This window comes from Ruegeria sp. C2 (assembly GCF_056537765.1).
The window spans coordinates 1644565-1669707 of sequence record NZ_JBQFRZ010000001.1 but is presented as its reverse complement, the minus strand read 5'-3'; the positions used below and the strand labels follow the sequence as shown (position 1 = coordinate 1669707).

19 protein-coding genes are annotated in these 25143 nt (G+C 58.6%); 11 read left to right on the top strand and 8 right to left on the bottom strand.

What is annotated here, in order from left to right:
• Positions 1-183 precede the first annotated feature (183 nt).
• From ychF to ACR0IV_RS08405, 6 genes are all read left to right on the top strand, one after another.
• Entirely contained in the window at positions 184-1281 is a 1098-nt protein-coding gene (ychF, locus tag ACR0IV_RS08430) for a redox-regulated ATPase YchF (RefSeq protein WP_480657052.1), read from the top strand.
• Between the two features lie 68 nt (positions 1282-1349).
• A complete protein-coding gene (locus ACR0IV_RS08425; protein WP_480469087.1) occupies positions 1350-1784 on the top strand; it encodes an ester cyclase in 435 nt (144 codons plus the stop codon).
• Positions 1785-1947: 163 nt separating this feature from the next.
• Positions 1948-2829: a LysR family transcriptional regulator gene (locus tag ACR0IV_RS08420; RefSeq protein WP_480657053.1), complete on the top strand. Its 882-nt coding sequence runs from the start codon at positions 1948-1950 to the stop codon at positions 2827-2829.
• Positions 2830-2914: 85 nt separating this feature from the next.
• Entirely contained in the window at positions 2915-4618 is a 1704-nt protein-coding gene (locus tag ACR0IV_RS08415) for an NAD(P)H-dependent oxidoreductase subunit E (RefSeq protein ID WP_480657054.1), read from the top strand.
• A 14-nt stretch (positions 4619-4632) separates the two neighbouring features.
• Entirely contained in the window at positions 4633-7416 is a 2784-nt protein-coding gene (fdhF, locus tag ACR0IV_RS08410; RefSeq protein ID WP_480657055.1) for a formate dehydrogenase subunit alpha, read from the top strand.
• Between the two features lie 583 nt (positions 7417-7999).
• On the top strand, positions 8000-8962 hold the full coding sequence (locus tag ACR0IV_RS08405) for a porin (protein WP_480657056.1): 963 nt from the start codon (positions 8000-8002) through the stop codon (positions 8960-8962).
• 51 nt (positions 8963-9013) lie between these two features.
• Here the strand turns inward: ACR0IV_RS08405 and ACR0IV_RS08400 are convergent, their stop codons facing one another.
• The 3 genes from ACR0IV_RS08400 to ACR0IV_RS08390 form a co-directional block, all read right to left on the bottom strand.
• Positions 9014-13096 carry a translocation/assembly module TamB domain-containing protein gene (locus ACR0IV_RS08400; RefSeq protein WP_480657057.1) on the bottom strand — a complete coding sequence of 1361 codons (4083 nt, stop codon included), beginning with the start codon at positions 13094-13096 and terminating at the stop codon, positions 9014-9016.
• Positions 13096-14901 carry an autotransporter assembly complex protein TamA gene (locus ACR0IV_RS08395; RefSeq protein WP_480657058.1) on the bottom strand — a complete coding sequence of 602 codons (1806 nt, stop codon included), beginning with the start codon at positions 14899-14901 and terminating at the stop codon, positions 13096-13098. Before ACR0IV_RS08395 ends, ACR0IV_RS08400 begins: the two co-directional genes overlap by 1 nt.
• A 134-nt stretch (positions 14902-15035) precedes the next feature.
• Positions 15036-16259 (bottom strand): urate hydroxylase PuuD, encoded by a 1224-nt coding sequence (locus tag ACR0IV_RS08390; RefSeq protein ID WP_480657059.1) that lies wholly within the window; start codon positions 16257-16259, stop codon positions 15036-15038.
• Between the two features lie 96 nt (positions 16260-16355).
• Here ACR0IV_RS08390 and ACR0IV_RS08385 point away from each other — a divergent pair, with 96 nt between their 5' ends.
• Complete coding sequence (locus tag ACR0IV_RS08385) at positions 16356-17276, top strand: LysR family transcriptional regulator (RefSeq protein WP_480657060.1); 921 nt, start codon at positions 16356-16358, stop codon at positions 17274-17276.
• A gap of 206 nt (positions 17277-17482) precedes the next feature.
• On the opposite strand, the gene uraH is transcribed toward ACR0IV_RS08385, so the two are convergent.
• Complete coding sequence (gene uraH, locus ACR0IV_RS08380) at positions 17483-17839, bottom strand: hydroxyisourate hydrolase (RefSeq protein WP_480657061.1); 357 nt, start codon at positions 17837-17839, stop codon at positions 17483-17485.
• Between the two features lie 166 nt (positions 17840-18005).
• Between uraH and puuE the strand changes: the two genes are divergently transcribed.
• Both puuE and ACR0IV_RS08370 read left to right on the top strand, forming a co-directional pair.
• The gene (gene puuE, locus ACR0IV_RS08375; RefSeq protein ID WP_480657062.1) at positions 18006-19424 is read left to right on the top strand and encodes an allantoinase PuuE; all 1419 of its coding nucleotides are present in this window, start codon (positions 18006-18008) and stop codon (positions 19422-19424) included.
• On the top strand, positions 19421-19906 hold the full coding sequence (locus ACR0IV_RS08370; protein ID WP_480657063.1) for an ureidoglycolate lyase: 486 nt from the start codon (positions 19421-19423) through the stop codon (positions 19904-19906). The genes puuE and ACR0IV_RS08370 overlap by 4 nt, the downstream gene beginning before the upstream one ends.
• Before the next feature lie 90 nt (positions 19907-19996).
• On the opposite strand, the gene ACR0IV_RS08365 is transcribed toward ACR0IV_RS08370, so the two are convergent.
• From ACR0IV_RS08365 to ACR0IV_RS08355, 3 genes are all read right to left on the bottom strand, one after another.
• Positions 19997-20983, bottom strand: coding sequence for a type I glyceraldehyde-3-phosphate dehydrogenase (locus ACR0IV_RS08365; protein ID WP_480657064.1), 987 nt, complete (start codon positions 20981-20983; stop codon positions 19997-19999).
• Positions 20984-21038: 55 nt separating this feature from the next.
• Positions 21039-21362: a hypothetical protein gene (locus tag ACR0IV_RS08360; protein ID WP_480657065.1), complete on the bottom strand. Its 324-nt coding sequence runs from the start codon at positions 21360-21362 to the stop codon at positions 21039-21041.
• 101 nt (positions 21363-21463) lie between these two features.
• A complete protein-coding gene (locus ACR0IV_RS08355) occupies positions 21464-22297 on the bottom strand; it encodes a bifunctional allantoicase/(S)-ureidoglycine aminohydrolase (protein WP_480469100.1) in 834 nt (277 codons plus the stop codon).
• A 174-nt stretch (positions 22298-22471) separates the two neighbouring features.
• Here ACR0IV_RS08355 and ACR0IV_RS08350 point away from each other — a divergent pair, with 174 nt between their 5' ends.
• The gene (locus ACR0IV_RS08350) at positions 22472-22828 is read left to right on the top strand and encodes a hypothetical protein (RefSeq protein WP_480469101.1); all 357 of its coding nucleotides are present in this window, start codon (positions 22472-22474) and stop codon (positions 22826-22828) included.
• Positions 22829-22831: 3 nt separating this feature from the next.
• On the opposite strand, the gene ACR0IV_RS08345 is transcribed toward ACR0IV_RS08350, so the two are convergent.
• A complete protein-coding gene (locus ACR0IV_RS08345) occupies positions 22832-23767 on the bottom strand; it encodes a 2-hydroxyacid dehydrogenase (protein WP_480657066.1) in 936 nt (311 codons plus the stop codon).
• Between the two features lie 126 nt (positions 23768-23893).
• Here ACR0IV_RS08345 and ACR0IV_RS08340 point away from each other — a divergent pair, with 126 nt between their 5' ends.
• A complete protein-coding gene (locus ACR0IV_RS08340; RefSeq protein WP_480657067.1) occupies positions 23894-25129 on the top strand; it encodes an acyl-CoA dehydrogenase family protein in 1236 nt (411 codons plus the stop codon).
• The last annotated feature ends 14 nt before the right edge of the window (positions 25130-25143 follow it).

Genomic DNA, 25143 nt, shown 5'->3' with positions numbered 1-25143 from the left:
GTCGTTTTCTGATTACTTTTATTGGTGACTGTAAGTGCGTGATTTCAATACGCGCAAGAACACAATGCGATCTCGGTTTCGTGATGTGGCAGAATGGACTCGGCGCAAGACAGGCGCCCATGCCTTGCGCATTGTCGCTGACCTGCATAGAAGCAGCGCGCAACCGGTATGCAGGAGGCCGTGATGGGCTTTAAAATGGGAATTGTGGGTCTGCCAAATGTGGGCAAGTCGACCTTGTTCAACGCGTTGACCAAAACCGCAGCCGCGCAGGCGGCGAATTTCCCCTTCTGCACCATTGAACCCAATGTGGGCGATGTAGCCGTTCCTGATGACCGGCTGGACAAATTGGCGGCGATTGCATCATCCAAGCAGATCATTCCCACGCGGATGACATTTGTGGATATCGCCGGTCTGGTGAAGGGGGCCTCGAAAGGCGAGGGTCTGGGCAACCAGTTTCTGGCGAATATCCGTGAGACTGACGCCATTGCCCATGTGCTGCGTTGTTTCGAAGATGGCGACGTGACTCATGTCGATGGCCGCGTCGATCCGGTGGCCGATGCCGACACGATTGAGACCGAGCTGATGCTGGCCGATCTGGAAAGCATCGAAAAGCGCCGCGCCAATCTGGTGCGCAAGCTGAAAGGCAACGACAAAGAGGCGCAGCAGCAGGACCGCCTGTTGGCCGAGGCACAGGAAATGCTGGAAAGCGGCAAGCCTGCGCGTCTGGTCGAGGTGTCAGACGAAGACGTCAAGGCGTGGAAGACGCTGCAACTGCTGACCACAAAACCGGTGCTCTACGTCTGCAACGTGTCCGAGGAAGAAGCCGCCGAGGGCAACGAATATTCGGCTAAGGTTGCCGAGATGGCAGCGGAGCAGGGCAACTCTCATGTCATCATCAGTGCCAAGATCGAAGAAGAGATCAGCCTGCTGGAAGACGACGAAGCGCAGATGTTCCTTGAGGAGATGGGTCTGGAAGAACCCGGTCTCGACCGCCTGATCCGCGCGGGCTACGACCTGCTGAAACTGGAAACCTATTTCACCGTCGGCCCGAAAGAGGCCCGTGCCTGGACCATCCGCACCGGAACCGCCGCGCCGCAGGCGGCAGGTGTGATCCATGGCGATTTCGAAAAGGGTTTCATCCGCGCCGAGACCATCGCCTATGACGACTACATCGCCGCGAATGGTGAGCAGGGAGCGAAAGAAGCGGGCAAGATGCGGGCCGAGGGCAAGGGCTACATCGTCAAGGACGGTGATGTGATGCACTTCCTCTTCAATACCTGAAGCGGTGCAATTGCTTCGAGAAATGTGCTATCTGCAACGGAGTTTTTTCTAAACTTGGTTGGGTTGGGATGGAAAACGCAACTCTCGAAGCAAACAAGGCCGTTGTGAAGAGATATATCGACGAAATACAAAACGGTCATTCGCTCGACGCTATTTACGACATTTTCGCGGAAGACTTCGTCGATCACACATCGAGCGGGGGAGGTGCGTTTGTCGGCGGCATTGAAGGTCTAAAAAATGGATATGCAACTTTCTTGCAGGCGTTCCCCGATTTACATGCAACTGTAGAAATGATGATCGCCGAGGGCGATAACGTTGTCGCGTACAAGACGCTTACGGGAACGCATACGGCTGAGTGGTTGGGCGTTCCTGCGACCGGGCACCCGGTAAAGTTCAAGATTATCAGTATCTATAAAATCAAAGACGGAAAGCTCTCCGAATTTTGGGGATTGCAGGACGAGAATACGCTCAGGCAGCAATTGGCAAACACTCCAACTGGTTAGTCAAAGCACGCGCACTATAGCCCTAAAATGCTATCTGTGTTTGAAATCCAAGCGCCGGGTTTCAGTAACATAATCAGGACGCTAAGAAGAATAGATGCGGGCTTACTTTTTTCCGTCCGATACGCTGTAGTGTTGGGCCGACCCGTAACCCGAGAAAAGATAGATGATTGAAATCCGTGACCTACAACTCCTCAGCGCCTTGGCGCGGCATCGGCATTTTGCCAAGGCGGCGGAAGAATGCGGAATTTCTCAGCCTGCGTTTTCAATGCGCATCCGCAATCTTGAGGATCGTCTGGGCGTCTCCATCGTCCGTCGCGCCAACCGGTTTCAGGGCCTGACTGAAGAGGGCGAGATGATCGTGCAGCGTGCGCGGCGTATCCTTGACGATACCAAGGCCCTGGAGCAGCAGGTGCTTGCCTCGAAGGGTGAAATTACAGGTACATTGATCTTGGGCGTGATTCCGACGGCGATCGCCTTCACTGGCCGGTTGATAAAGCGCCTGCAGTTGGCGCATCCGCGTATTCTCTCTCGAATCGAAACCATGTCCGCGACAGCGATCCAGCACCGGTTAGATGAAGGCAGTCTGGATGCGGGCATTACATATGGCGACAGTATCGGCACAGATTTGAGGCAGGTGCAGCCGCTCTATGAGGAAACTTATGTTTTGTTGGTTCCATCGCATATGACGGATGAAACCGACCCGATCCCGTGGGCGCGGGTTGCCGAGTTTCCCATCAGCCTGTTGGAGCCGCAGATGCAGAACCGACGTATTCTGGATCGCATTTTTGCCGAGCAGGGCCTGCATCCCCATGTGGTTGCGGAAACCAGCGGTTTTACCGCCTCGATGGTGATGGCGCGCGAGGGGTTGGCGGCTACCGTGGTTCCTCGGGTGTTGGTCCGCGCGCTGGGCGATTTGAAGGGGACAAAAGTGCTGCCTTTGGTCGATCCTGTTGTCAGCAAACCGATTTGTCTCGCGACCCTGACCCGTGACCCTGAACTGCCAACGGTCGAGGCTTTGCGTGCCGTGGTGACGTCTTTGCGGTGATAAGCTGTCGTTATCGTGCGATTACGATAAGCGATTTGACGATATGCTATTCTGATGAGACACGGAGCCCCAATCGGAGGGCATCATGGCACCATTAGATACCAAGCCATCAGGCGCACCCAAGGGCGTCTGGAAGTCAGGTAAAGGCAAGGGGCGGCACACGCCCAAAGGCCGTCAATTCTCGGACGAGGCACAGGCAGAAATCCATCGCCTGCTGGGCGACCGCCCGCGACGTCGCGACCTGCTGATCGAATTCCTGCATTTGATTCAGGACGAACACGGCCACATCAGCGCCGACCACATCGCAGCACTTGCGGTTGAGATGCGCATCGGTCAGGCCGAGATCTATGAGACCGCCACCTTCTATGCCCATTTCGACGTCGTGAAAGAAGGCGAGACGCCTCCTCCTGCGCTGACGATCCGCGTCTGTGATTCTCTGTCCTGTGAGATGGCTGGTGCCCAACAGTTGCAGAAAGCTCTGGAAGACGGTCTGGACCCGGCTGAGGTGCGCATTGTCCGCGCGCCCTGCATGGGCCGATGCGACACGGCTCCGGTGCTTGAGATCGGTCACAACCATATCGATCATGCGACCCCCGAAAAGGTGCAGGCCGCAATTGCTGCCGATGACACCCACGCTCATCTGCCCGACTACGAAACCTTCGCGGCCTATGAGGCCGAAGGCGGCTACGCCAAACTGAAAGAGCTGCGCGAGGGCGGCGATTGGGAGAAGGTGCAGGAAGACGTCCTGTCCTCGGGCCTGCGCGGTCTGGGCGGTGCGGGCTTCCCGTCCGGCAAGAAATGGGGCTTTGTTCGCATGAATGAAGGTCCGCGCTATCTGGCCGTGAACGGCGATGAGGGCGAGCCCGGCACGTTCAAGGACCGTTACTATCTGGAGCGCACACCGCACGTTTTCCTTGAAGGCATGCTGATCGCGGCTTGGGCGGTCGAGGCCGAGACCTGCTTTATCTACATGCGTGACGAATATCCGGCGGTTCTGGAGATTCTGCGTCGGGAGATTGCTGCGCTGGAGCAGGCCGGGATTGTTGAGCCCGGTCACATCGATCTACGCCGGGGTGCTGGTGCTTACATCTGTGGTGAAGAGTCCGCGATGATCGAGTCGATCGAAGGCAAGAAGGGCCTGCCGCGCCATCGTCCTCCGTTCGTGGCGCAGGTTGGGGTCTTTAACCGCCCGACCTTGGTGCACAATGTTGAGACGCTCTATTGGGTCACCAAAGTGTGCCGCGAGGGGCCGGAATGCCTCAACAGCACCGAAAAGAATGGCCGCAAAGGTCTGCGCAGTTATTCGGTCTCGGGCCGAGTGGCCAAGCCGGGGGTCTACCTGCTGCCTGCGGGGTCAACCATTCTGGATGTGATCGAAGCTGCTGGAGGCATGGCCGAAGGTCATGTGTTCAAAGCGTATCAGCCGGGCGGCCCGTCCTCGGGCCTGCTGCCCGCATCGATTGACGATGTGCCGCTGGACTTCGACACCTTGCAGCCGCTGGGCACCTTCATCGGCTCAGCCGCCGTGGTGGTTCTGTCCGATCAGGACACCGCGCGGGATGCGGCGCTGAACATGCTACGGTTTTTCGAGGATGAAAGCTGCGGCCAGTGCACGCCCTGCCGTGCTGGCTGCGAGAAGGCGGTTAAGCTGATGCAAGCCGATAAGTGGGACACCGATCTGCTGGAAGATCTGTGCCAGGTCATGGGCGACGCCTCGATCTGTGGTCTGGGGCAGGCTGCTCCGAATCCGATCCGCCTTGTCATGAAACATTTCGCTGACGAAATCTGAAGGGAGACAGAGCCATGCTAGATGCAAGCCCAACCAAGACCGTCACCTTCAACCTGAACGGCGAAGATGTCACCGTGCCCGAAGGCTGGACCATCTGGGAAGCCGCCAAAGGGCAGGGATTCACCATCCCGCACCTGTGTCACAAGCCGCAACCGGGCTATAAACCCGACGGCAACTGCCGCGCCTGTATGGTCGAGGTGGAAGGTGAACGTACTCTGGTCGCCTCGTGCATCCGGCCTGCGGCCGAGGGGATGGTCGTTAAGACCGACACCGACCGCGCCGAAAAATCGCGCGCCATGGTCATGGAACTGCTGGTTGCTGACCAGCCCGAGGAAGCGCACGACACCTCCAGCCACTTCTGGGACATGGCCAAGCTGAACGATGTCAGTGAAAGCCGTTTCCCGGCGAAAGAGGCCGAGAAAATCCCGCTTCTGGATGACAGCCACGTTGCGATGCGTGTCAATCTGGATGCCTGCATCAACTGCAACCTCTGCGTCCGCGCCTGCCGTGACGTGCAGGTGAATGACGTAATCGGTATGGCCGGTCGCGGTCACACTGCGCAGGTGGTGTTCGACCAGAACGATCCGATGGGCGCCTCGACCTGCGTGGCCTGTGGTGAATGCGTTCAGGCCTGTCCGACAGGAGCGCTGATGCCCGCTACGGTGTTGGATGACCAGCAACAGGGCGACAGCAAAGACTACGATTCCGAGACCGAAAGCGTCTGCCCGTTCTGCGGGGTTGGCTGCAAGGTCTCGCTGAAGGTCAAAGACGGTAAAGTCAAATATGTCGAGGGCATCAACGGTCCCGCCAACGAAGGCCGCCTCTGCGTCAAAGGTCGCTTCGGCTTTGACTATATCCACCACCCGCACCGTCTGACCAAACCACTGATCCGGCGCGAAGACGCGCCTGAAAAGGGACTGAACGTCGACCCATCGAACCTGTCGACCCATTTCCGCGAAGCGACATGGGAAGAGGCGATGGATCTGGCCGCCTCCAAGCTGAAAGCCCTGCGCGACGAAGATCCGCGCAACGTTGCAGGCTTTGGCTCGGCCAAGTGTACCAACGAAGAGGCCTATCTGTTCCAGAAGTTCATCCGTCAGGGCTTCAAACACAACAATGTCGACCACTGCACCCGTCTGTGCCACGCGTCGTCTGTGGCGGCTCTGATCGAGAACGTTGGATCGGGTGCCGTGACCGCGACTTTCAACGAGATCGAAAACGCGGATGTGGCGATCATCATCGGGGCCAACCCGATTGAAAACCACCCCGTTGCGGCCACCTACTTCAAGCAGTTCACCAAACGCGGCGGCAAGCTGATCGTTATGGACCCGCGCGGTGTTGGGATGCGCAAGTTTGCAGATGAAATGCTGCAATTCCGCCCGGGAGCGGATGTCTCGATGCTCAACGCGATCATGAATGTGATCGTCGAAGAGGAGCTGTATGACAGCCAGTATATCCATCGCTGGACCGAAAACTGGGAGGCAGAGAAAGAGCACCTGCGCCAGTTCACGCCCGAGGCGATGGCGCCGATCTGCGGTATCGAACCGGATCAGCTGCGCCGTGTTGCGCGCACCTTTGCGCAGGCCAAGGCTGGTCTGATTTTCTGGGGTATGGGCGTCAGCCAGCATATTCATGGCACGGATAACTCGCGCTGCCTGATCAGCCTTGCGTTGATGACCGGTAACGTCGGCAAACCCGGTGCGGGTCTGCACCCGCTGCGTGGTCAGAATAACGTGCAAGGTGCGTCAGACGCGGGCCTGATCCCGATGTTCCTGCCGGATTACAAAACGGTCACGGACGACAGCATCCGGGCGCAGTTTACGGATGTCTGGGGCTCGGACGATTTCTCGAACGAGAAGGGACTGACCGTTACCGAGATCATCGACCAGGCCTATGCAGGCAACATCAAGGGCATGTACGTCATGGGTGAAAACCCGGCGATGTCCGACCCTGATGTGGGCCACGCGCGCGAGGCTCTGGCCAAGCTGGAGCTGATGATCGTGCAGGATATCTTCCTGACGGAAACGGCGAACTATGCCGACATCATCCTGCCCGCCTCGGCGTTGTATGAGAAGAACGGCACCGTATCGAACACCAACCGTCAGGTCCAGCGTGTGCGCCCGGCCGTCGCACCTCCGGGTGAGGCGCGCGAGGATTGGCGGATCACCGTCGAGCTGGCGCAGCGCATCGGATTGAACTGGGATTACACCGATGTGTCTCAGGTCTTTGCCGAGATGAAGCTGACCATGGAGTCGCTGAACAACATCACCTGGGAACGGCTTGAGAGCGAGACGATCACATACCCGTCTCTCAGCGAAACCGATCCAGGGCAATCCATCGTGTTTGGCGACGGGTTCCCCCGCGCGGATGGTAAGGCCAGATTCACACCGGCCAGCATCATCCCGCCGGATGAGGCCCCGGATGAAGACTATCCGATGATCGCCACCACCGGACGTCAGCTGGAGCATTGGCACACAGGTTCGATGACTCGACGTGCAACCGTTCTAGACGCGGTGGAACCCGAGGCGAACTGCTCGATGAACCCGCGCACGCTCAAACTGATGGGGATTGAGCCGGGTGAAACGATCCGCCTGACTACCCGTCGCGGTTCGATTGAGATCATGGTGCGCGCGGACCGGGCGATTGCCGAGGATATGGTGTTCATCCCGTTTGCATATGTCGAGGCGGCGGCGAATATCCTGACCAACTCGGCCATCGATCCTTATGGCAAGATCCCCGAGTTCAAGTTCTCGGCAGTCCGGATTGAAAAGATCGAAGACGCCATCGCCGCGGAATAGCGGAAGCAGGGATTTGACATAATTTTGGGGCGGCTCTGAACAAGGCCGCCCTTTTTTTGTTTCACCATCGAAACCCGCGATAAAGATGTTGAATTTGCTGGCTGCCGACGTTCGATTGCCCAGTGCAATCGCTCATGAGAACGGACGGGTTCATCGGAAAAAACGGGCCATTAATCACTCAATGTAACGTTTCAATGGTTGGTAAGACACACGATAATGTTATGCCGAAATCTGTGACTTTCAGGCCGCGTCGAAGGCTGAGAAACAAAAGGTATTTTGCGATTATGACGCAATCGAAAGAATGGGATTTGATAAGTGATATCGTGCGAACCCTAAAGTAATTACTAAATCTATTCAAAGTGTTAAAACTGTTCTGCGGTCGGGTTTTTGGACCCGTCTTGCGACCTGATTGCCAACTTTTTTGTGGGTTGATCTTCGTCGGACTCCTCCGATCCAGAGGAGCAGGTATCGTGCGGTCTTTCCAGAAATGATCCGGGCGTATTGCAGGTCAATCGGTTTTGACCGATGAGGACCCGTGCCAGCTTTTGCAGCAAGCTCATTCATTCAAATTACGGAACACGACATGAAACATGTTCTCTTCGCTTCTGCGGCGCTGTTTGCGACCGCAAACGTCGCCGTGGCTGACGTAAAGTTCAGTGGTTTTGCCCGCTTTGGTATCGGCTATCAGGAAGATCGCTCAGCTGATGAAAATGTTGACGACACCATTTTGGTTTCGCGCTTCCGCCTGAATCTCGATGGGGATGCGGAAACCGACACAGGCATCAGATTCTCGGCACGAGTTCGTCTTCAGGCGGACGAAAGCAGCAGCACTGGTGAGGCTAATCAGGCCGGGCTGAACGGCGCGCGGTTCTCTGTCATCTATGGCGGCCTGCGCATTGATGCTGGCAACGTTGCAGGCTCCTTTGACAACTCGGACCTCTATTTCGGGAATGAGCCGGGTCTGGAAGAATTTTTGGGTCAGTATTCGGGGGTCGATTATGAGTTCCTTGAATATTCATCGACCGGAGCAGGTTCGAACGCCGTATTCTTCCAGTACCATATTGATGATTTTTCCTTCACCGGGTCCTATGATTCCGATAGCGAAGAAGGTGCAGATCGTTGGGATGTCAGCGGTATTTACGCCATAGACAACATTTCAGCCACGCTGATCTACGGTAAGACCGATGGTGTAAACGGAGAGAGCAGCCAGAACCTTGTCGTTCTGGCTTTGGGTGCCGATTTTGGCGATTTCAGCGGCACCCTGCTTGTCGGTCGTGACGGTGATACGCCTGACAATGATTTTGGCGAAGAAACTGATGGTACGACCTATGGTCTGTCACTGGCCTATAACATTGGCGCAGCGACCACTTTGACTGCGGCATATGGCGATGGTTCTGCCGAAGGCGATACGCAGCAGTATGGCGTTGGTATTATCCATGATCTGGGTGGTGGTGCCTCGCTGCGCGGCGCTGTTGGGCGCGAAAAAGTTGGCCGTGAAGGTGACGGCCAGGTGCTTGCCGATTTTGGTGTTCGCTTCAATTTCTGAGCCGTTTCGAAGCCAAGGAGGGGGTTGCCCATAGGGTAACTCCCTTTTTTCCTAGTAGTCGCGTTCGAAAAAGATACCCAGTCCGGTCTCGCCACGCCCGTCTACTGTGCCCCGAACCGTGAAGCTGTCGGTGACATCCAGATTCAGATTCACTTCGGTATCACCCTCGGTGTTGACGGTGAAATCGGTATAAAGGTTATCGCTGAGATAGGCACCGGCGCCCAGACGACCGGCGCCGCCTTCGGTCGCGCCAATATCGATCGTATCTACCCCGGTTGCATCGCGCACGCCTTTGGTGGCATCCCCGCCCGCGCCGCTGAGTTGTGCCAGAGAGGCCGCCATCTGCGCAATCACGAACGGCGAAAGCTCTGAGAAACGGTTGCCGAACAGCAGCATCGCCAACGCCTCTTCAGTGGGACGTTCAGGGTCCGAGAATACATCGATTTCTGGTGCATCCAACGGACCTTCTATCTCGATGGTCGCGGTGCCATCGGATGTGCTGGTTGAGGATTCGAATTCGATATAGGGCGTCAGGTCACCCTGCAGCGTGACCACACCCTTGGTTAATGCCAGACGGCGGCCCAGTATGTCGATGTTGCCCCGGATCAGCTCGATCTGACCGGAGGGAACGACCGCTGTCGTCGTGCCGCCGATCTGAATGCGCCCGCCCAGTTCCGCGTTAACGCCACGGCCCCGCACAAAGACCGCCTTCGGGGCGAGCAGAGCGATATCCAGCGCGATGCGGGAGTTGCTCTTTTCAGCATCCTCGCGTTCTACCAGATTGGCGCGCTCTCGGGTAACGAAGCTAGCCTGGCTTTCGTTGAGATGTTCGATTGACGGGATCGGGGCGGCACCAACCGCGCCGGACGCCGCGGCAAGGTTGATGTTTGTCTCGCCGAAATTGATCTGTCCGGCGACCGAGCTGTTGCCCGCTAGTGCCCCTGTCATCGCAATCTGGCCGTTCAGCGTGGTTTCGAACAGCAGCTTGTCGGTCAGAACCAGATTGTTGATTGCCGTGGTGATCTGCGCGTTGAACGGTGGCGTCAGGTCGACCGGGCCTCTGACCGTAAAGCCGCCTCCGGCGCGCACGCCGCCTTGCAGGTCGATTGCGGCACGGCTCTGCCCGAGCGTGACTGCGCCGCTGATACCGGTGATTGTCTGACCAACTTCCGGCAGCGCCATTGATGTGCCCGATGTTGAGATCGTTCCACTGAGCGCGCCAAGCGATGGCGCTCCGTTCAGGGCGAGGTCGAATTGCGCAGTGCCCTGCAAACTGTTCGGGGTGATAAAGGTATTGGCGATGCCAATATTGACGCCGCCCCGCATTTTCAGATCGGCGGTACCGCTGGTTTCATCAAACGTGCCGGTGACCGTGCTGTTGATCTGTGCCGGACCTTCTGCCCTGGCATCGATAACCCATTTGCCCGCATCGCGTTGGGCCTTGCCCGTCGCAGAGATGGTGCCGGGGAAATCCGGTGCAAACCGTTCAATCCGATTGAGTCGGGCATCAAAATCCAGATCGGCCGAGCCATTGGTATCGAAATCTCCCGACAGGCTGGCATATGAACTCTCTGGCCCCAAAAGCCGCGCGGTCCCTTCCAGCCCAGACGCCGTGGGGGCAACATTACCTTCTAACCGCAACGGACCCGACAGGGTGGGCGAGAGACGGGCCATATCGTCCAGCGCTGCTGAAAAGGTCAAGCCGCCAGCCGAGCGATCCAGTTGACCCGAGGCGTTTGCGGTCAGCGCTGTGCCATTCAGGCGGAAGGTGCGAATGTTCAGCCCTTGATCGTCATTCACGGCATCCACGTTGAGCGTGGTCCGACCCTGAACAAGGTTGTCAACCACATCCATCCCGGTGCCGATGTCATCGGCCGTTACGTTGCCTTTCACGTCGAAGGTCCTGGATCCTTGAGCACCCTTTCCTGAGAGGTCGGCATTGACCGATCCAGCCAATTCACGCCCCGCGAGGCCGGAAAACAGTGACAGATCAGGCACATCTACCTTGGCTGAGCCATCTACAGCGAAGTCTCCCGTGGGGTCGTCAATCGTTGCTGAGACCTGCGCTGTCAGAGCTTTGCCGTTCACTGTGGCATCGCGAATGACGATCTGGTCCCCCGAACGCGCACCATCTAAGCTGATCGTGATGCGGCCCGTTAGCAAGGGATCGATATCGCTCATCCCGGTCTGGATATCGGTGCCGATCACGCTGGCCTGGCCGTCAAACTCAAGCGTCTGAACGGTACCTTTGCCGTCCAGCCGTGCCTGAACAGTTCCGGCCAATTCGCGTTTGGCCAGACCAGAGAAGACCGAAAGATCAGGCGCATTTACGCTGGCCTGACCGTCGATAGTGACATTGCCATCAGGTGTTGTGACAGTGCCGCTAGCCTGAGCGGTCAGTGCGTCGCCGTCGATGCTGAACGCTCGGATGGTGACGCCATCGGACCCACGCTTGGCATCCAGTGTGATCTCGGTCTCGCCCGTGATCACCGGATCGATATCATCACGACCTGTCGACAGATCACGTCCGTTGACGACCACCGTGCCGTCAAAGCTGCGTTCGAGCGGTGAGCCCTTGCCCTGCACCCGAACCGAAGCCTCGCCACCCAGCTGAAGCTGTGCCAGATCGGAAAACCGTGACAGATCGGCGGCCTGCAGCGTTGCAGCGCCGTCGACCTGCAATCCTGTTGCAAGCCCGCTGATCAACGCATCTGCGCCGAGCGTATAGTCGCTGCCTACCAGCTCGAACCCGGAAAGCTGCAGGGACTGATCGCTGCCGTAGTCAAATTGTCCGTCCAGTGTGACCTGATCCCCAACGGCTTTGTTGAGCGCCGGATCGGCGAGGTCGATACCGTTCAGGGCCGCCTGCAGATCGCCCTCGACCGACAGCCCGTCGGTCTGATCCAGCGTGCCTTGGCCAGAGATCCGAGCATCGTCCAGTTTCAGATTAGGCGTTGTGACCGCGTTCGTGGTCAGGCTCAAATCCCAGAGGTTGCCGTTCTCGGCGTTAAACAGGGCCGAGATCTGTGCCGCTCCGATTGAGGTGTCGCCACCACTGATCGGCAGCACGACACTGTCTCCTTCCGGCGGCGTTATCCGGCCTTGCAACGCGGCCAGTTCCAGTGTGCCTCCTGCCCCAAGGCTGAGCTGGCTTTTCAATTCCAGTGCCTGCGACGTGATTTCGATATCCGAGATATCCAGCGCGCCGTCCGGATGTGTCCGCCCATCCACGAACAGCTTGGTATCGGTGCCAAAGAATGTGTCCATCTCTTCGGCCAGAAACGGGGTCAGATCGCCGCCCAGATCGGCAGTGAAGGCGATGCCGTCCGCCGCCGTGCCGCCCTCGACAGCGCTACGCAGCCGAACCTGTCCGGTGACCCGCAACTGCTGATCGCTGCTGAGACCGATATCAGCGGTGAAGTCACTGACAGGGCCTGACCCTTTCGCGGTCAACTCGATTGGCGGCGTGTCGGGAACTCCTAGCGCGGTGGCAATCAACCCGCCCGATGCCTCGGCAACGGTCAGGTCAAGGTCTATCTGGCGGCTTGAGTTATCGAACCCGGCAGTCAGATCGATAGTGTCACCTGCTCGGTCCAGCCGGTCGATGTCGAGCGTAGTATCCAGGGCACCATCGGCCAGCGAAAGGTTCCCGTTGACCTGCAATTCGGCGGCAACACCGATCAGCGGTTCACCCAGCGACAGATCATCGATACGAAGCTCTCCGATCTCTATCGAGACGGGCAGTTCGGGCAATTGGAACGGCTGTGTTTCGGCAGAGGGAGGGGGCGCATCCTTGGTCGTCGTTCCAGGCGCGCGCGCGATGTCAATCTCTTGCGCTGTCAGCGCATTGACTGAAAAACGGCCCCGCAGCAGCCCCAGCCGGTTCCAGTCCAACTCGGCATTTTTGATGGTCAGCCAGACGCCTTGATCATCGGCAACCGTGATCTCCTGGATGGTCGCGCGCGAACTCAGCGCGCCTTGCAACCCGATCACGCGGACATTCTGATCGTCGCCGGACAGGGTGTCCTGCAGGAAGCGTTCGATCATGCTGCCACCTTCGTCCTGCGCGGCCACAGGGGCAGGCACAGTGAAAGCCACCGAGCAGAGCAGCAGGGGATATGTCACACGACGCATCAAAAGGCCTGTCCGATCCCGAGGTAGAATTGCAGCCCGCTGCCGGTATCGCCCTGAACCGGTACTGCAAGGTCAAAACGCAGGGGACCAAAACCACCCAGATCATAGCGGATGCCAATCCCCGCGCCAGAGTGTTCCTGTGACCCGTTACCCACGAAGGATGAAGTGTCGACAACGCCATAGTCATAAAATCCGACCAGAGAGATGGCGTCGGTCACGCGTCCCCGTACCTCGGCAGACAGACCCAGAAAGGATCTGCCGCCCGCGACTTCATCGCCGATGGGGATGCCGAGGCTTTCAAACGGTTGCCCGCGTACGGTCCCCGCACCACCCGAGAAGAACAGGAAGTCCGGGGTCACGCCATCGGCAGGCGGCCCCAGAACCGAGCCCAGCTGGACACGCCCGGCCAGCACCAATCGCCCACCTGTGCCCAGATCATTATAGGCGCGCCCGTCAAAGAACATTCGCAGGCCCGAGTCCGAGCCCGAAAAGCCGACAAATGGCATGATCTGCGAATCCAGATAATAGCCGCGCGTAGCGCTGACCTTGCTGTCGCGCTCATCCCATTCCGACCGGAACGGGATGATGAAATACCTGAACTTTCGTCCATCCCCATAGGCGTCATCCGCATCCGACCATTGGAAGCCAGCTGATGCTTCGGCATAGAGCCGGTCCGAGAACGTGCGTCGCGCACCATAGGCAAGCGAAGCGACCGAGACGTTGTAGTTCTCGGTATTGCGACGCTCCAGCAGTGCGCTCCAGAAGGTATTGTCGTCGGGGCCCAGCCGGTCGGGCTGATCCAGACGCAGGCCAATACGTCCGTCGATATCCTCGGCCCCGCCGATATTGCGGATGGCGGCCTCGAACCGCAGACGCTCGGCCCGGCGAAACACGTTGCGATGGGTCCATGTGGCTGTCACATCGACCCCATCGCGCGAGGCGATCTCAGCCCCGAAGGTCAACCGGCGCGGCGGCAGGTCTTCGAATGTGGCATCGAAATCCAGGGTGCCATCGGGGTTTGGTGTCTCGCGTTCCTGTATCGATACAGTGCTGAACGTGCCTGTGCGGCGCAGCCGGGTCCCCACCTTTTGCACCTGTTGCGGAGAATACACCTCACCCGATGGGAAACCTGCGATATCTCTGATCGATTTGTGCCGGACTCGCGTATCGCCCTGAATGATCATCTTGCCGAATGTCAGACGCCGCCCCGGATCCAGATCAATTGTTGCATCCAGCCGGGCCTGCGCATGACGGGCAATCACTTTCTGATCTGCAACTTCTGCTTTGGCATGGCCTGCATCGCGCCAGCCTTGAACCCCCGCCGAGGCCGCCTGCTGAATAGCGCCGGTCGTTGCCAGTTTGCCGGTCGAAAAATCCTCGGGCAGAACCGTTTCGGGGGCCAGAGGTTGCACGACCGCTGTGCCGAACTTGAATTTCGGTCCAGATTGAACGGATATCGTGGCGCGGCCAAATTGCGTCGGCACGTTCAGCGAGTTGATCTTGGTTGCTTCTTGCCCGTCCAGTTTGATGCTGACCACAGGACTGAAATATCCTTCGTCATACATGATCTGCACGATGGTGCGATAATCCGATAGTGCCGCCGATAGAATCTCAAGCGAGGTATCCAGATCTCGTGAGTCTGCGTTGAAGACCGAAGACGTCTCCTCCAGTCGTTCAACAAGAGCTTTCGATGCGCCTGGTGCGGACAACGTTGTTTCCAGCGCAGAAGCAAGGGTGGGGGACAGGGCTACAAGCGTACTAAAAAACCAGCTTTTCAGAGCGCTGCGCGGTCTGCTCCCTGTCATTCTATGGCTCCAACTGCCCCAAGTCGAAATCACTACAGCCGCGAAATACATTACCGCAGCTTGTTGAGTTCTTGTTAGAGCATCTGAAGGCGCGCAGGGGAAGCACTAAACGCCAGAACCACAGGATTAATGGCTTATAGATCGGCGTTGCGGAACCAGCGAATGATCGCTTCGCGGTCCTCGGGTTCCATATAGGTCACATTGGCCGGAGGCATGGCATGGGTCACGCCCGATTGCAGATAGATCTGTTGTGCATTTCTGGCAATGTCCGCCTCGGTTTCCAGCAGAACGCCTTTCGGGGCCCATAGGATGCCTTCCCAAACCGGTTCGCGCGCGTGGCACATCGAGCAGCGGCCCAGCACAACGTCATGCGCCTCTTCAAACCCGTCCGCAGCAGCAAATTTCTGTTCATAGGGTGTGAGCGTTGCGGCCTCGGCCTCTTCCAGAGTTTGGTGCATCGGCGCGGTCGACAGCCACATGATGGCGATGAACAGCAGCGCGGTGACGGCCCAGGTCCAGGTGGGATTTCCGGCGCGGGCGTGGCGGGTGTTGAAGTAATGCCGGATGGTGACCCCCATCAGGAAAACCAGCGCAGCGATGATCCAGTTATATTCCGTCGCAAAGGCCAGCGGATAATGGTTCGACAGCATCAGGAACACGACTGGCAGGGTCAGATAGTTGTTATGGGTCGAACGCAGTTTGGCGATCTTACCGTATTTCGGATCCGGCGTGCGGCCATTCTTGAGATCATCCACCACGATGCGCTGGTTTGGCATGATGATAAAGAACACGTTGGCGGTCATGATCGTCGCAGTGAACGCGCCCAGATGCAGCATCATCGCGCGACCGGTGAAAATCTGGTTATACCCCCAGCCCATGGCAACCAGCAGGACGAACAGCAGAACCATCAGCAGCGTCGGTCGCTCACCCAGCCCGGATTTGCAAAGGAAATCATAGACCAGCCAACCAATAGTCAGTGACGCAGCCGAGATCAGAATACCTTGCCACAACGCCAGATCGGCCTTTTGGGCGTCGATCAGATAGAGCTCTCCACCCATCCAATAGACGATCATCAACAGCGCCGCACCGCTGAGCCAGGTCGCATAGCTTTCCCATTTGAACCACGTCAGATGCTCTGGCATCCGTTCCGGGGCCACTAGGTACTTCTGGATGTGATAGAAGCCGCCGCCATGTACCTGCCATTCTTCGCCATCCGCCGGGCCGGGGATGTTACGGTTCAGACCAAGGTCCAGCGCAATGAAGTAAAAGGATGATCCGATCCAGGCGATGGCGGTGATGACATGCAGCCAGCGCACACCAAAACCCATCCAATCCCAGAAAACGGCGAAGTCGTACATCGATTAGATCTCCGATAAGTTACCGCCACACTAGGCAAACGGGCTTTTCTTCGGTATTCCCGTATATTGTCAAACTGTATCAAAAAAAACGATAAGATGTCCTATCTCGACAATATTCGCACCTTCGTCAGAGTTTACGATCTGGGTAGCATGTCTGCCGCTGGGCGTGACCTACGGATTTCGCCAGCTGTGACCTCGGCGCGAATTTCTCAGTTGGAAGATCATCTCGGCGTGCGCCTGTTTCAGCGCACAACGCGCAACCTGTCTCCGACCGAGCAGGGCAAGGCTTTTTACCCCGGTGCCGTGGCGGTGCTGGATGCGGTGGACGAGGCCGAGGCGCAGGTTACCCATCTGACCGAAGCGCCACGCGGTTCGCTGTTCGTTGCCGCGCCTTTGGGTGTAGGGCGACGGTTGTTGGCACCCTATGTGCCTGATTTTCTGTCGGAATACCCGGAGATCGATGTCCGCTTGCGATTGACGGACCGATCGGTTGATCTGACGACCGAGGGGCTGGATCTGGCTTTTTTCATTGGTCAGCCCGAGGATAGCACCTTGCGCATTCGTAAGATCGCCGATTGCCAGCGCGTGCTCTGCGCGGCCCCCGAATATGTTGCACGACGAGGCATGCCAGCGACCGGTGCCGATTTGATCGCAGATAAGCATGAATGCCTGAATCTTCGCTTTCCCGGCGCGACAGAATTTCAGTGGATGCTGGAAACGCCTGACGGTCCGAAGCGGTTTGCAGTGTCCGGGCGTTTTGAATGCGATGACGGAGACGTCCTGACTGATTGGGCGCTGTCTGGACAGGGCATCGCCATGAAACCAGTGTTTGAAGTATCAGACCACCTGAAAGCGGGTAGTCTGGTGCCAGTAGCTGCCGAGACGCCGCCAGTCTCGGTTCAGATGGCGTGCCTTTATACCCATCGGCGCCATCAAGACCCCAAGGCCCGCCTTTTTATGGACTTCATGATCGAACGGATCGGCAAGGTGGTCCGTGCTGCGGAATATTCATCCTAGGAATGCTCCCGCCCCTGTTTGTGCCGTTCCGGCACCGCACAGCGTTGGGCCGGGCGCCACGGCAAAGCCGCGGCGCAGTTGCGCTTTGAATTGACGCGCGTACGTGCGGACACGTGCGAAGCCGCAGCGCGCCAGCATGGCGCGCTGCCTCGCCCAACGGGAGGCGACCCCGCAAGGGGGCGTCCGACGGGCGGGAGTGTTTGGGATTAGCTGCCGCGATAGGTGGAGTAGCCGTAAGGCGATAACAGCAGCGGCACATGGTAATGTGCGTCGGGGTCGGACATACCGAAGCGGATTGGCACCTGATCCAGAAACAGCGGATCATCGCCATCCTGACTGGTTGCACGCAAGTAGTCCCCGGCAAAGAAGATTAACTCGTAGGTGCCGGTTTCGAACACATCCTGTGGCAGGATCGGGCTGTTGGTGCGTCCGTCCTCGTTCGTTTCTGTCTCGGCGAGTTTGTGGCGCTCTTCGCCGGAAATCCGATAGAGCGTAATGCGCAGTCCCTCAGCCGGACAGCCGCGCGCCGTATCAAGAACATGGGTCGTCAGATAGCCTGCCACTCGCCTTCTCCTATGATTTGTCTTTCGGTTTGCCACAGTCTGGCGCAAAGTTCCAAACAGTGGAAATGCCGAAAGAACCGGAAACAGCGTTCGGATTGATTTGATAATCCCGCAAGACTTTCTGGGCTATGGCTGTTGGGAACAGAAAATGAAACTGGAATAGACCATGCAGCCGCCTCGATACCCAAGGGACATGATCGGATACGGAGCCACCCCGCCGGATGCCAAATGGCCGGGCGGAGCAAAGCTGGCGGTGCAGATTGTGCTGAATTATGAAGAAGGCGGCGAGAATTGTGTGCTGCACGGCGATGCCGCGTCCGAGGCCTTTCTGTCCGAGATTGTGGGTGCCGCGCAATGGCCGGGGCAGCGGCATTGGAATATGGAATCGATCTATGAATACGGTGCACGCGCCGGGTTCTGGCGGTTGCATCGGTTGATGCAGGACCTACCGATTACCGTTTATGGCGTCGCGACAGCTCTGGCGCGTTCGCCCGATCAGGTCGCCGCAATGAAATCCGCCGGGTGGGAGATCGCCAGCCATGGGCTGAAATGGGTCGAACATAAAGATATGCTCGAAGAAGACGAGCGGGCACAGATCGCTGAGGCCATCCGTCTGCACACCGAAGTGGTCGGAGAACGGCCGCGCGGTTGGTACACCGGGCGCTGTTCCGACAATACGGTCCGTCTGGTGGCGGAAGAGGGCGGCTTCGCTTATGTCGCAGACACTTATGCCGATGATTTGCCGTACTGGATGCAGACAGGTGGGCGTGATCAATTGATTGTGCCCTACACGCTGGATTGCAACGACATGCGCTTTGCCACGCCGCAGGGGTTCAACGCGGGCGAACAGTTCTACTCCTATCTCAAGGACAGCTTTGATGCTCTTTATGAAGAGGGTGAGGCCGGTGCGCCGAAGATGCTCTCGATTGGTTTGCACTGCCGCCTGATCGGACGCCCCGGACGGGTCGTGGCGCTGAAACGTTTTCTGGATTATGCGCACAGTTTCACGGATGTCTGGTTTGCCACGCGGCTGCAAATTGCCGAACACTGGGCCGAGACGCATCCACCCGTGCAGCACCCCAAACCGTCGCAGATGGATCGTGCCGCGTTTGTAACCGCTTTTGGGGGTATCTTTGAGCATTCGGCATGGATCGCCGAACGGGCCTATGATCTGGAGTTGGGACCAGCGCACGATACGGCTGGCGGGCTGCATAATGTGTTGGCGCGGATGTTTCGTTCAGCTTCCGAGGCGGAGCGCTTAGGCGTGCTAACCGCCCATCCGGATCTTGCAGGCAAGCTGGCGCAGGCCAAACGGCTGACACAGGAGAGCACATCCGAGCAGGCCTCGGCAGGGCTGGATGCGTTGACGGATGCCGAGCGTGCGCGCTTTACCGAACTGAACCAGCGCTACACCGGAAGGTTTGGGTTTCCGTTCATCATTGCGGTGCGGGATCATGACAAGGCCTCGATCCTGCAGGCCTTTGAACGGCGGATTGATCAGGATCGGGGCACGGAGTTTGCCGAAGCCTGCCGTCAGGTCGAACGTATCGCCGAGTTCCGCCTGCAAGACCTGTTGCCCTCATGACGCGCATCGTGGTTGAGCCGATCTCGGTTGAGGAATTTGCACCCTTTGGGGACCTCATTGAAGTGGCGGGGGAGCCGGACAAGATCATCAATCAAGGGCAATGCGGGCGGTATCATGACCGGGCATCGTTGGATTTTGCCGAGGGGCGCGCGGGCCTCAGTTTGTTTAATGCCAACCCGCGAGCGCTGCCCTATCGGCTGGAGATGGTTGAGCGGCATCCAAAGGGTAGTCAGGCCTTTATCCCGATGACGCATCAACCGTTTCTGGTGATTGTCGCCCCGGATGCGGGCGGACGACCGGGGCGTCCTCGGGCCTTTGTCACGCAGCCGGGGCAGGCGGTGAACTATCACCGCGGTGTCTGGCATGGTGTGCTGACGCCGCTGCATGGTCCGGGCCTGTTTGCGGTGGTGGACCGGATCGGTGATGGTGACAATCTGGAAGAGTTCTGGTTCGAGACACCTTACGACGTGGCCCAAGGCTGAGCCGGGATGCTCCCGCCCGGTCGGGGTGCATCGAAGATGCCCCAAGACCGGTTGGGCCGGGCAGCGCGCGGGCAAGCCCACCCGCTGCGGTCAGGCGCTGGTCATCAGGCAGGCCACATCCAGCATCCGCGCCGAGAATCCCCATTCATTGTCGTACCACCCGAACACGCGGACCTGATGCTCTCCGATCTGACGGGTTTCGGGACCTGCGAGGATCAGGGATTCGGCGCGCGCGCGCAGGTCGGATGAAACGAGGGGATGATCCGTCCAGCCAAGAACATCGGTCGCAGCAACCGCGTCTCGCAGCGCGTCGTTGAACTGCTTGGCGGTCATGCCGCGTTCGAGCGTTGCCACGAGATCAACGGCCGAGACGCTGGCAGTGGGAACCCGAACCGCGGCACCCGAGATGCGACCGGCCAGATGGGGCAGGACCACATCGATCAGATGCGTGGCACTGGAGGTCGTCGGGACCATCGACAGCGCGCCTGCGCGGGATCGCGCAAGGTCGCCGCGCGGGGCATCGACCATGGGCTGGCTGTTGGTATAGCAGTGGATCGTGGTCATATGGGCCGAGACCAACCCGCCCAGCGTATCAAGCAGTTTGACCAGCGGTGCGAGGCCGTTTGTGGTGCACGAGGCATTGGACACGATCCGCGCGTTACCAAGCTGATCCTCGTTCGCACCCAGAACCACCGTCACTTCGGCGGCGGGAGAGGGGCCGGAAATCAAGACTTTGCCAGCACCCGCGCTCAGCCCTCGACTGGCGACATCAGAGGTCCGTGCGATGCCGGTGCAATCCAGCATGACGTCTACGCCGGACAGATCTACGCGCGCCAGATCGGTGCTATGCGACATGGGAATGGCGCGCCCATCGACGATCAGCGTGGCGTCCTGATGTGTGACGGAGCCGGGGTAGGGTCCGAAGGTGCTGTCGTATTGAAACAGATAAGCGCAGGTCTCGATCGGCGCGATGTCGTTGATCAACACCAGCTCAATATCCGAATACTGCGGCAGGCTGAGGACCTGACGCAGAAGCGTGCGGCCAATGCGGCCGAATCCATTGATCGCTATTCTCATGGCCAAGCTATGGCAGGCGGATTATGCGACCTCAATGATTGGATTGTACCAATTTTCAGCTGCAGCTGACCTGCGAGAAGAACTGGCCAGAGATGTTCTGATACATGCTGGAAACAATAACCTTACAGCCCGTTGCCTGCTGAATGGCGGCAATCGCCTGGATCGTGCGCAAACGAGGTGGAGGGCCGAACGGGTTCAGATTGTTGTTGTCGCGCGTTGCGCGATAGACCACCGGCGCGTCCGCGACCTGCGTAACCGCCCAGGTGCGGCTCATGACGAAGACGGACTTGGTTTCTTCCTTGGCCACGACCGGAGCCGCGTTAAATGCCGTAAGACCAAGGGTGGCCGCCAATGCAATCATCGTTCCGCGCAGTAACATCGAACTATCTCCAGTGCTGAAAACTCATGTGATTTCATCAGATTCCAGCGATTCTGGGAACCCCTGTACGGCAATTTGACCATGAGGCGGTCAATCGCGGATCAGCGGGCAGGCATCGAAAGCGGCATGTGGCGGTTTACGTCCTTATAGAGCAGATAGCGGAACCGGCCCGGACCGCCAGCGTAACACGCTTGCGGGCAGAAGGCGCGCAGCCACATGTAATCGCCGGCCTCAACCTCAACCCAATCCTGATTCAACCGGTAGACGGCCTTGCCTTCAAGCACATAAAGCCCGTGTTCCATCACGTGGGTTTCGGCAAAGGGAATCACGCCGCCGGGCTCAAAGGTGACGATGTTGACATGCATGTCGTGGCGCAGGTCTTCGGGGTCGGCAAAGCGGGTGGTGGCCCAACGCCCCTCGGTTCCGGGCATCGGTGTAGGTGCGATGTCGCGCTCGTTGGTGATGATCGGGTCAGGGGCGGGCAGGCCGGGCACTGCCTGATAGGCTTTGCGTACCCAATGGAAGCGGGCAACCGTCTCGGACAAGTTGCGCAGCGTCCAATCGCTGCCGGGCGGGATATAAGCGTAGCCGCCGGTATCCAGTTCATGCGTTGATCCGCCGAGCGTCAGTGTCACGCGCCCTTCAACCACAAAGATCACCCCTTGTGCGTTCGGATCGGTTTCGGGCTGATCGCTGCCGCCATTGGGCTGAACTTCCATGATGTATTGCGAGAAGGTCTCGGCAAACCCGCTGAGCGGGCGGGACAGGACCCAAAGGCGCGTTCCTTCCCAAAATGGCAGAAAGCTGGTGACGATGTCGCGCATAGTGCCTTTGGGGATCACCGCATAAGCATCAGTAAACATGGCGCGATCGGTCAGAAGTTGCTCTTGCCCCGGATGCCCGCCGGTGGGCGCGTAATACTGTGGATGTGTCATCGAAAGCCTCTGCTGCGTCTTGCGTCACTATCTGCTGAATGCCGCACGCATCCTAGCGGCTGCCTTGCGATAGGTTTGTTCGGGATAATTTGAAGGTGGCAGGCTGGGGCTTGGCCGCGGTCGCTTGGCGGTATATCCTTGAGAGCAAATGTATTTCAGCTCAGAGAGACGCTCATGAAAGCCCGAATTTCTGTTGTATTGGCTGCCGCATTGGCCTTCGCCGCAGGCGGAGCCGTGCAGGCCAAATCAATTTCACGGATCATCGCCGAAATGGGGTTGAGCCCCGCCGATTTCGAAGTGGTGAGCGCCACATCGAACGGGTTGCTGAACGCGGGCACGCCTTCAGTCGGAGCAGAGAGGGCTTGGGTCAACGAAGACACAGGTTCAAACGGGACGGTTCGCATTCAAAGCGTACAAGGCAACTGCGTGGTTCTGCAGCATGTTGTCCAACCCGAGGGCACTGGCAATACGCGCGACATCAGAACCCGTCGGTGCAAGAGCGCAGATGGCAACTGGTTGCTGGCGCCGTAAGCTTCAGTAACCCAACTGCCGGTCGACCTCGTGCAGAAGTGCCGTGCCGGATTGCAGCCTGCGGAAATTCTCGGCCACATCCGACAGCGCATCGCCCAGATGCCAACCCGAGACGTGAGGTGTAATCGTCACGCCCGGATGCTGCCAGAGAGGGCTTTCCGCGGGCAGCGGCTCTTGTCGTGTGACATCTAGAACCGCGTGGGCGGGCGTGCCCTGATCCAAGGCGCTGATCAACGCTGCCTCGTCAATCAGATCTCCGCGACCCGCGTTCAACAGGTGACTGCCGGGCTTCATAGTGGCCAGCATACGCGCGTCGAACAGATTCACCGTTGCGGGCGTCGACGGCAGAATGGCGCAGACATGATCGCATTGGCCTAGCAGTTCAGGCAGGGCGTCATCGCCATGCAGGCATGTGACACCTTCGAACTGTTTGGGTGAGCGGCTCCACCCCATCACCTGAAACCCCACGGCGCGCAGCATATCGGCGGTTCGTCCGCCGATATGTCCCAGCCCCAAAACGCCGACCACGGTATCTGGCGTAAAGATCGGAGCTTGCGGAGCCCATTCAGCGCGCGCCTGCGCGGCTTCGTATTGCGCCATATGGCGCTGGGCACGCAGAATATAGGCCAGAAACCACTCGGCGATACCCTGTGCCGGAGCGTCGGGCTTCAGGCGCGTCACGCGGACATGATCGGGCAGGCTGGGATGGCCGACGATCGTCTCAACTCCCGCCCCGAGCTTTTGCACCAGTTTCAGATTGGGCAGCCGTTGGGGGAGGTCCGCTTTCAAGACCGAGACTGCGATCATCGTGATCTCATCTGCGTTCCCCATGGTTTCGGGGGTGCGTACATCCGTCTCCGGATCGTGCTTCTGGATTTCGCGCGCGATTTCTTCGTTGCTCAGCCAGCCCGAAAGGCCTGTATCCACCAACAACGCCATTTGCGCCGCTCCTTCATTCATTTTGTCCAAGTGACGTGCCGTCACTCAACTGGACAGCGCCCCAGCAGCTAAGCCATCCTCTTGGCAAAGGTAAAGGCCGGCGCGCCACCGGACGGAGGATTTTTCATGACCATGACATTCGGACTGCGCGAGGAAAACCGCGCCCTGCTGCAGCGTGTTGCCGACATGATCCGTGAGGAGGTCATGCCGCTGGAGGGGGAATACCAAGCCGAGATCAATAAAGGTGATCGCTGGCAATATACCGAGCGCCAGTCTGAGATACTCGAAGGGCTCAAGGCCAAGGCCAAGGCGGCGGGCCTGTGGAACTTCTGGTTGACCGACAGTGATAAGGGTTTTGGTCTCAGCACGGTTGAATATGCTTATTTTGCCGAGGAGATGGGCAAGACTCCATTGGGAGCCGAGGTGTTCAACTGCTCGGCCCCGGACACCGGGAACATGGAGGTTTTTGAACGCTACGGGTCCGACGCAATGAAAGAACAGTGGCTGAAGCCGTTGCTCGACGGGCAGATTCGGTCTGCCTATCTGATGACCGAGCCTGATGTGGCCTCATCAGATGCCACCAATATCTCGATGTCCTGCGTACGGGACGGGGAGGACTACGTTCTGAATGGCGAGAAATGGTGGTCTTCCGGGGCGGGTGATCCGCGCTGCAAAGTCTATATCGTCATGGTCAAAACGGGCGGAGACGATCTGCCTAAGCATCAGCGCCAGTCGATGATCGTGGTTCCAGCGGATGCTCCGGGGATAGAGGTGCTGCGCCCGATGGAGGTTTACGGTCACGACGACGCCCCCCATGGGCATATGCACATACGGTTCACGAATGTCCGGGTGCTGGCTGAAAACATACTGCTGGGTGAGGGGCGCGGGTTCGAGATCGCCCAAGGCCGGTTGGGGCCGGGCCGTATTCATCATTGCATGCGCGCCATCGGTCAGGCTGAGGCGGCGCTGGAACAGATGTGCAAGCGCGCGCTGCAGCGCGAGGCGTTCGGAAAGAAGCTGGCGCAATTGGGCGCAAACTACGACATCATTGCCGAATGCCGGATGGAGATCGAGATGGCGCGTCTGCTCTGTCTGAAGGCGGCGTGGTACATGGATCAGGGTGATGCGCGTGCAGCGGCCCCATGGATCAGTCAGATCAAGGTTGTGGCACCTAAAGTGGCGTTGAAGGTGATCGACGAGGCCGTGCAGATGTTCGGCGCACAGGGGATCAGTCAGGATACACCGTTGGCGAATGCCTGGACTCATGTGCGTACCCTGCGTCTGGCGGACGGTCCGGACGCAGTGCATCGCCGTCAGGTCGCGCGCGCCGAATTGAAGAAATATACGCAAGAGAAAGTCTGAGGCAACAGAACCAC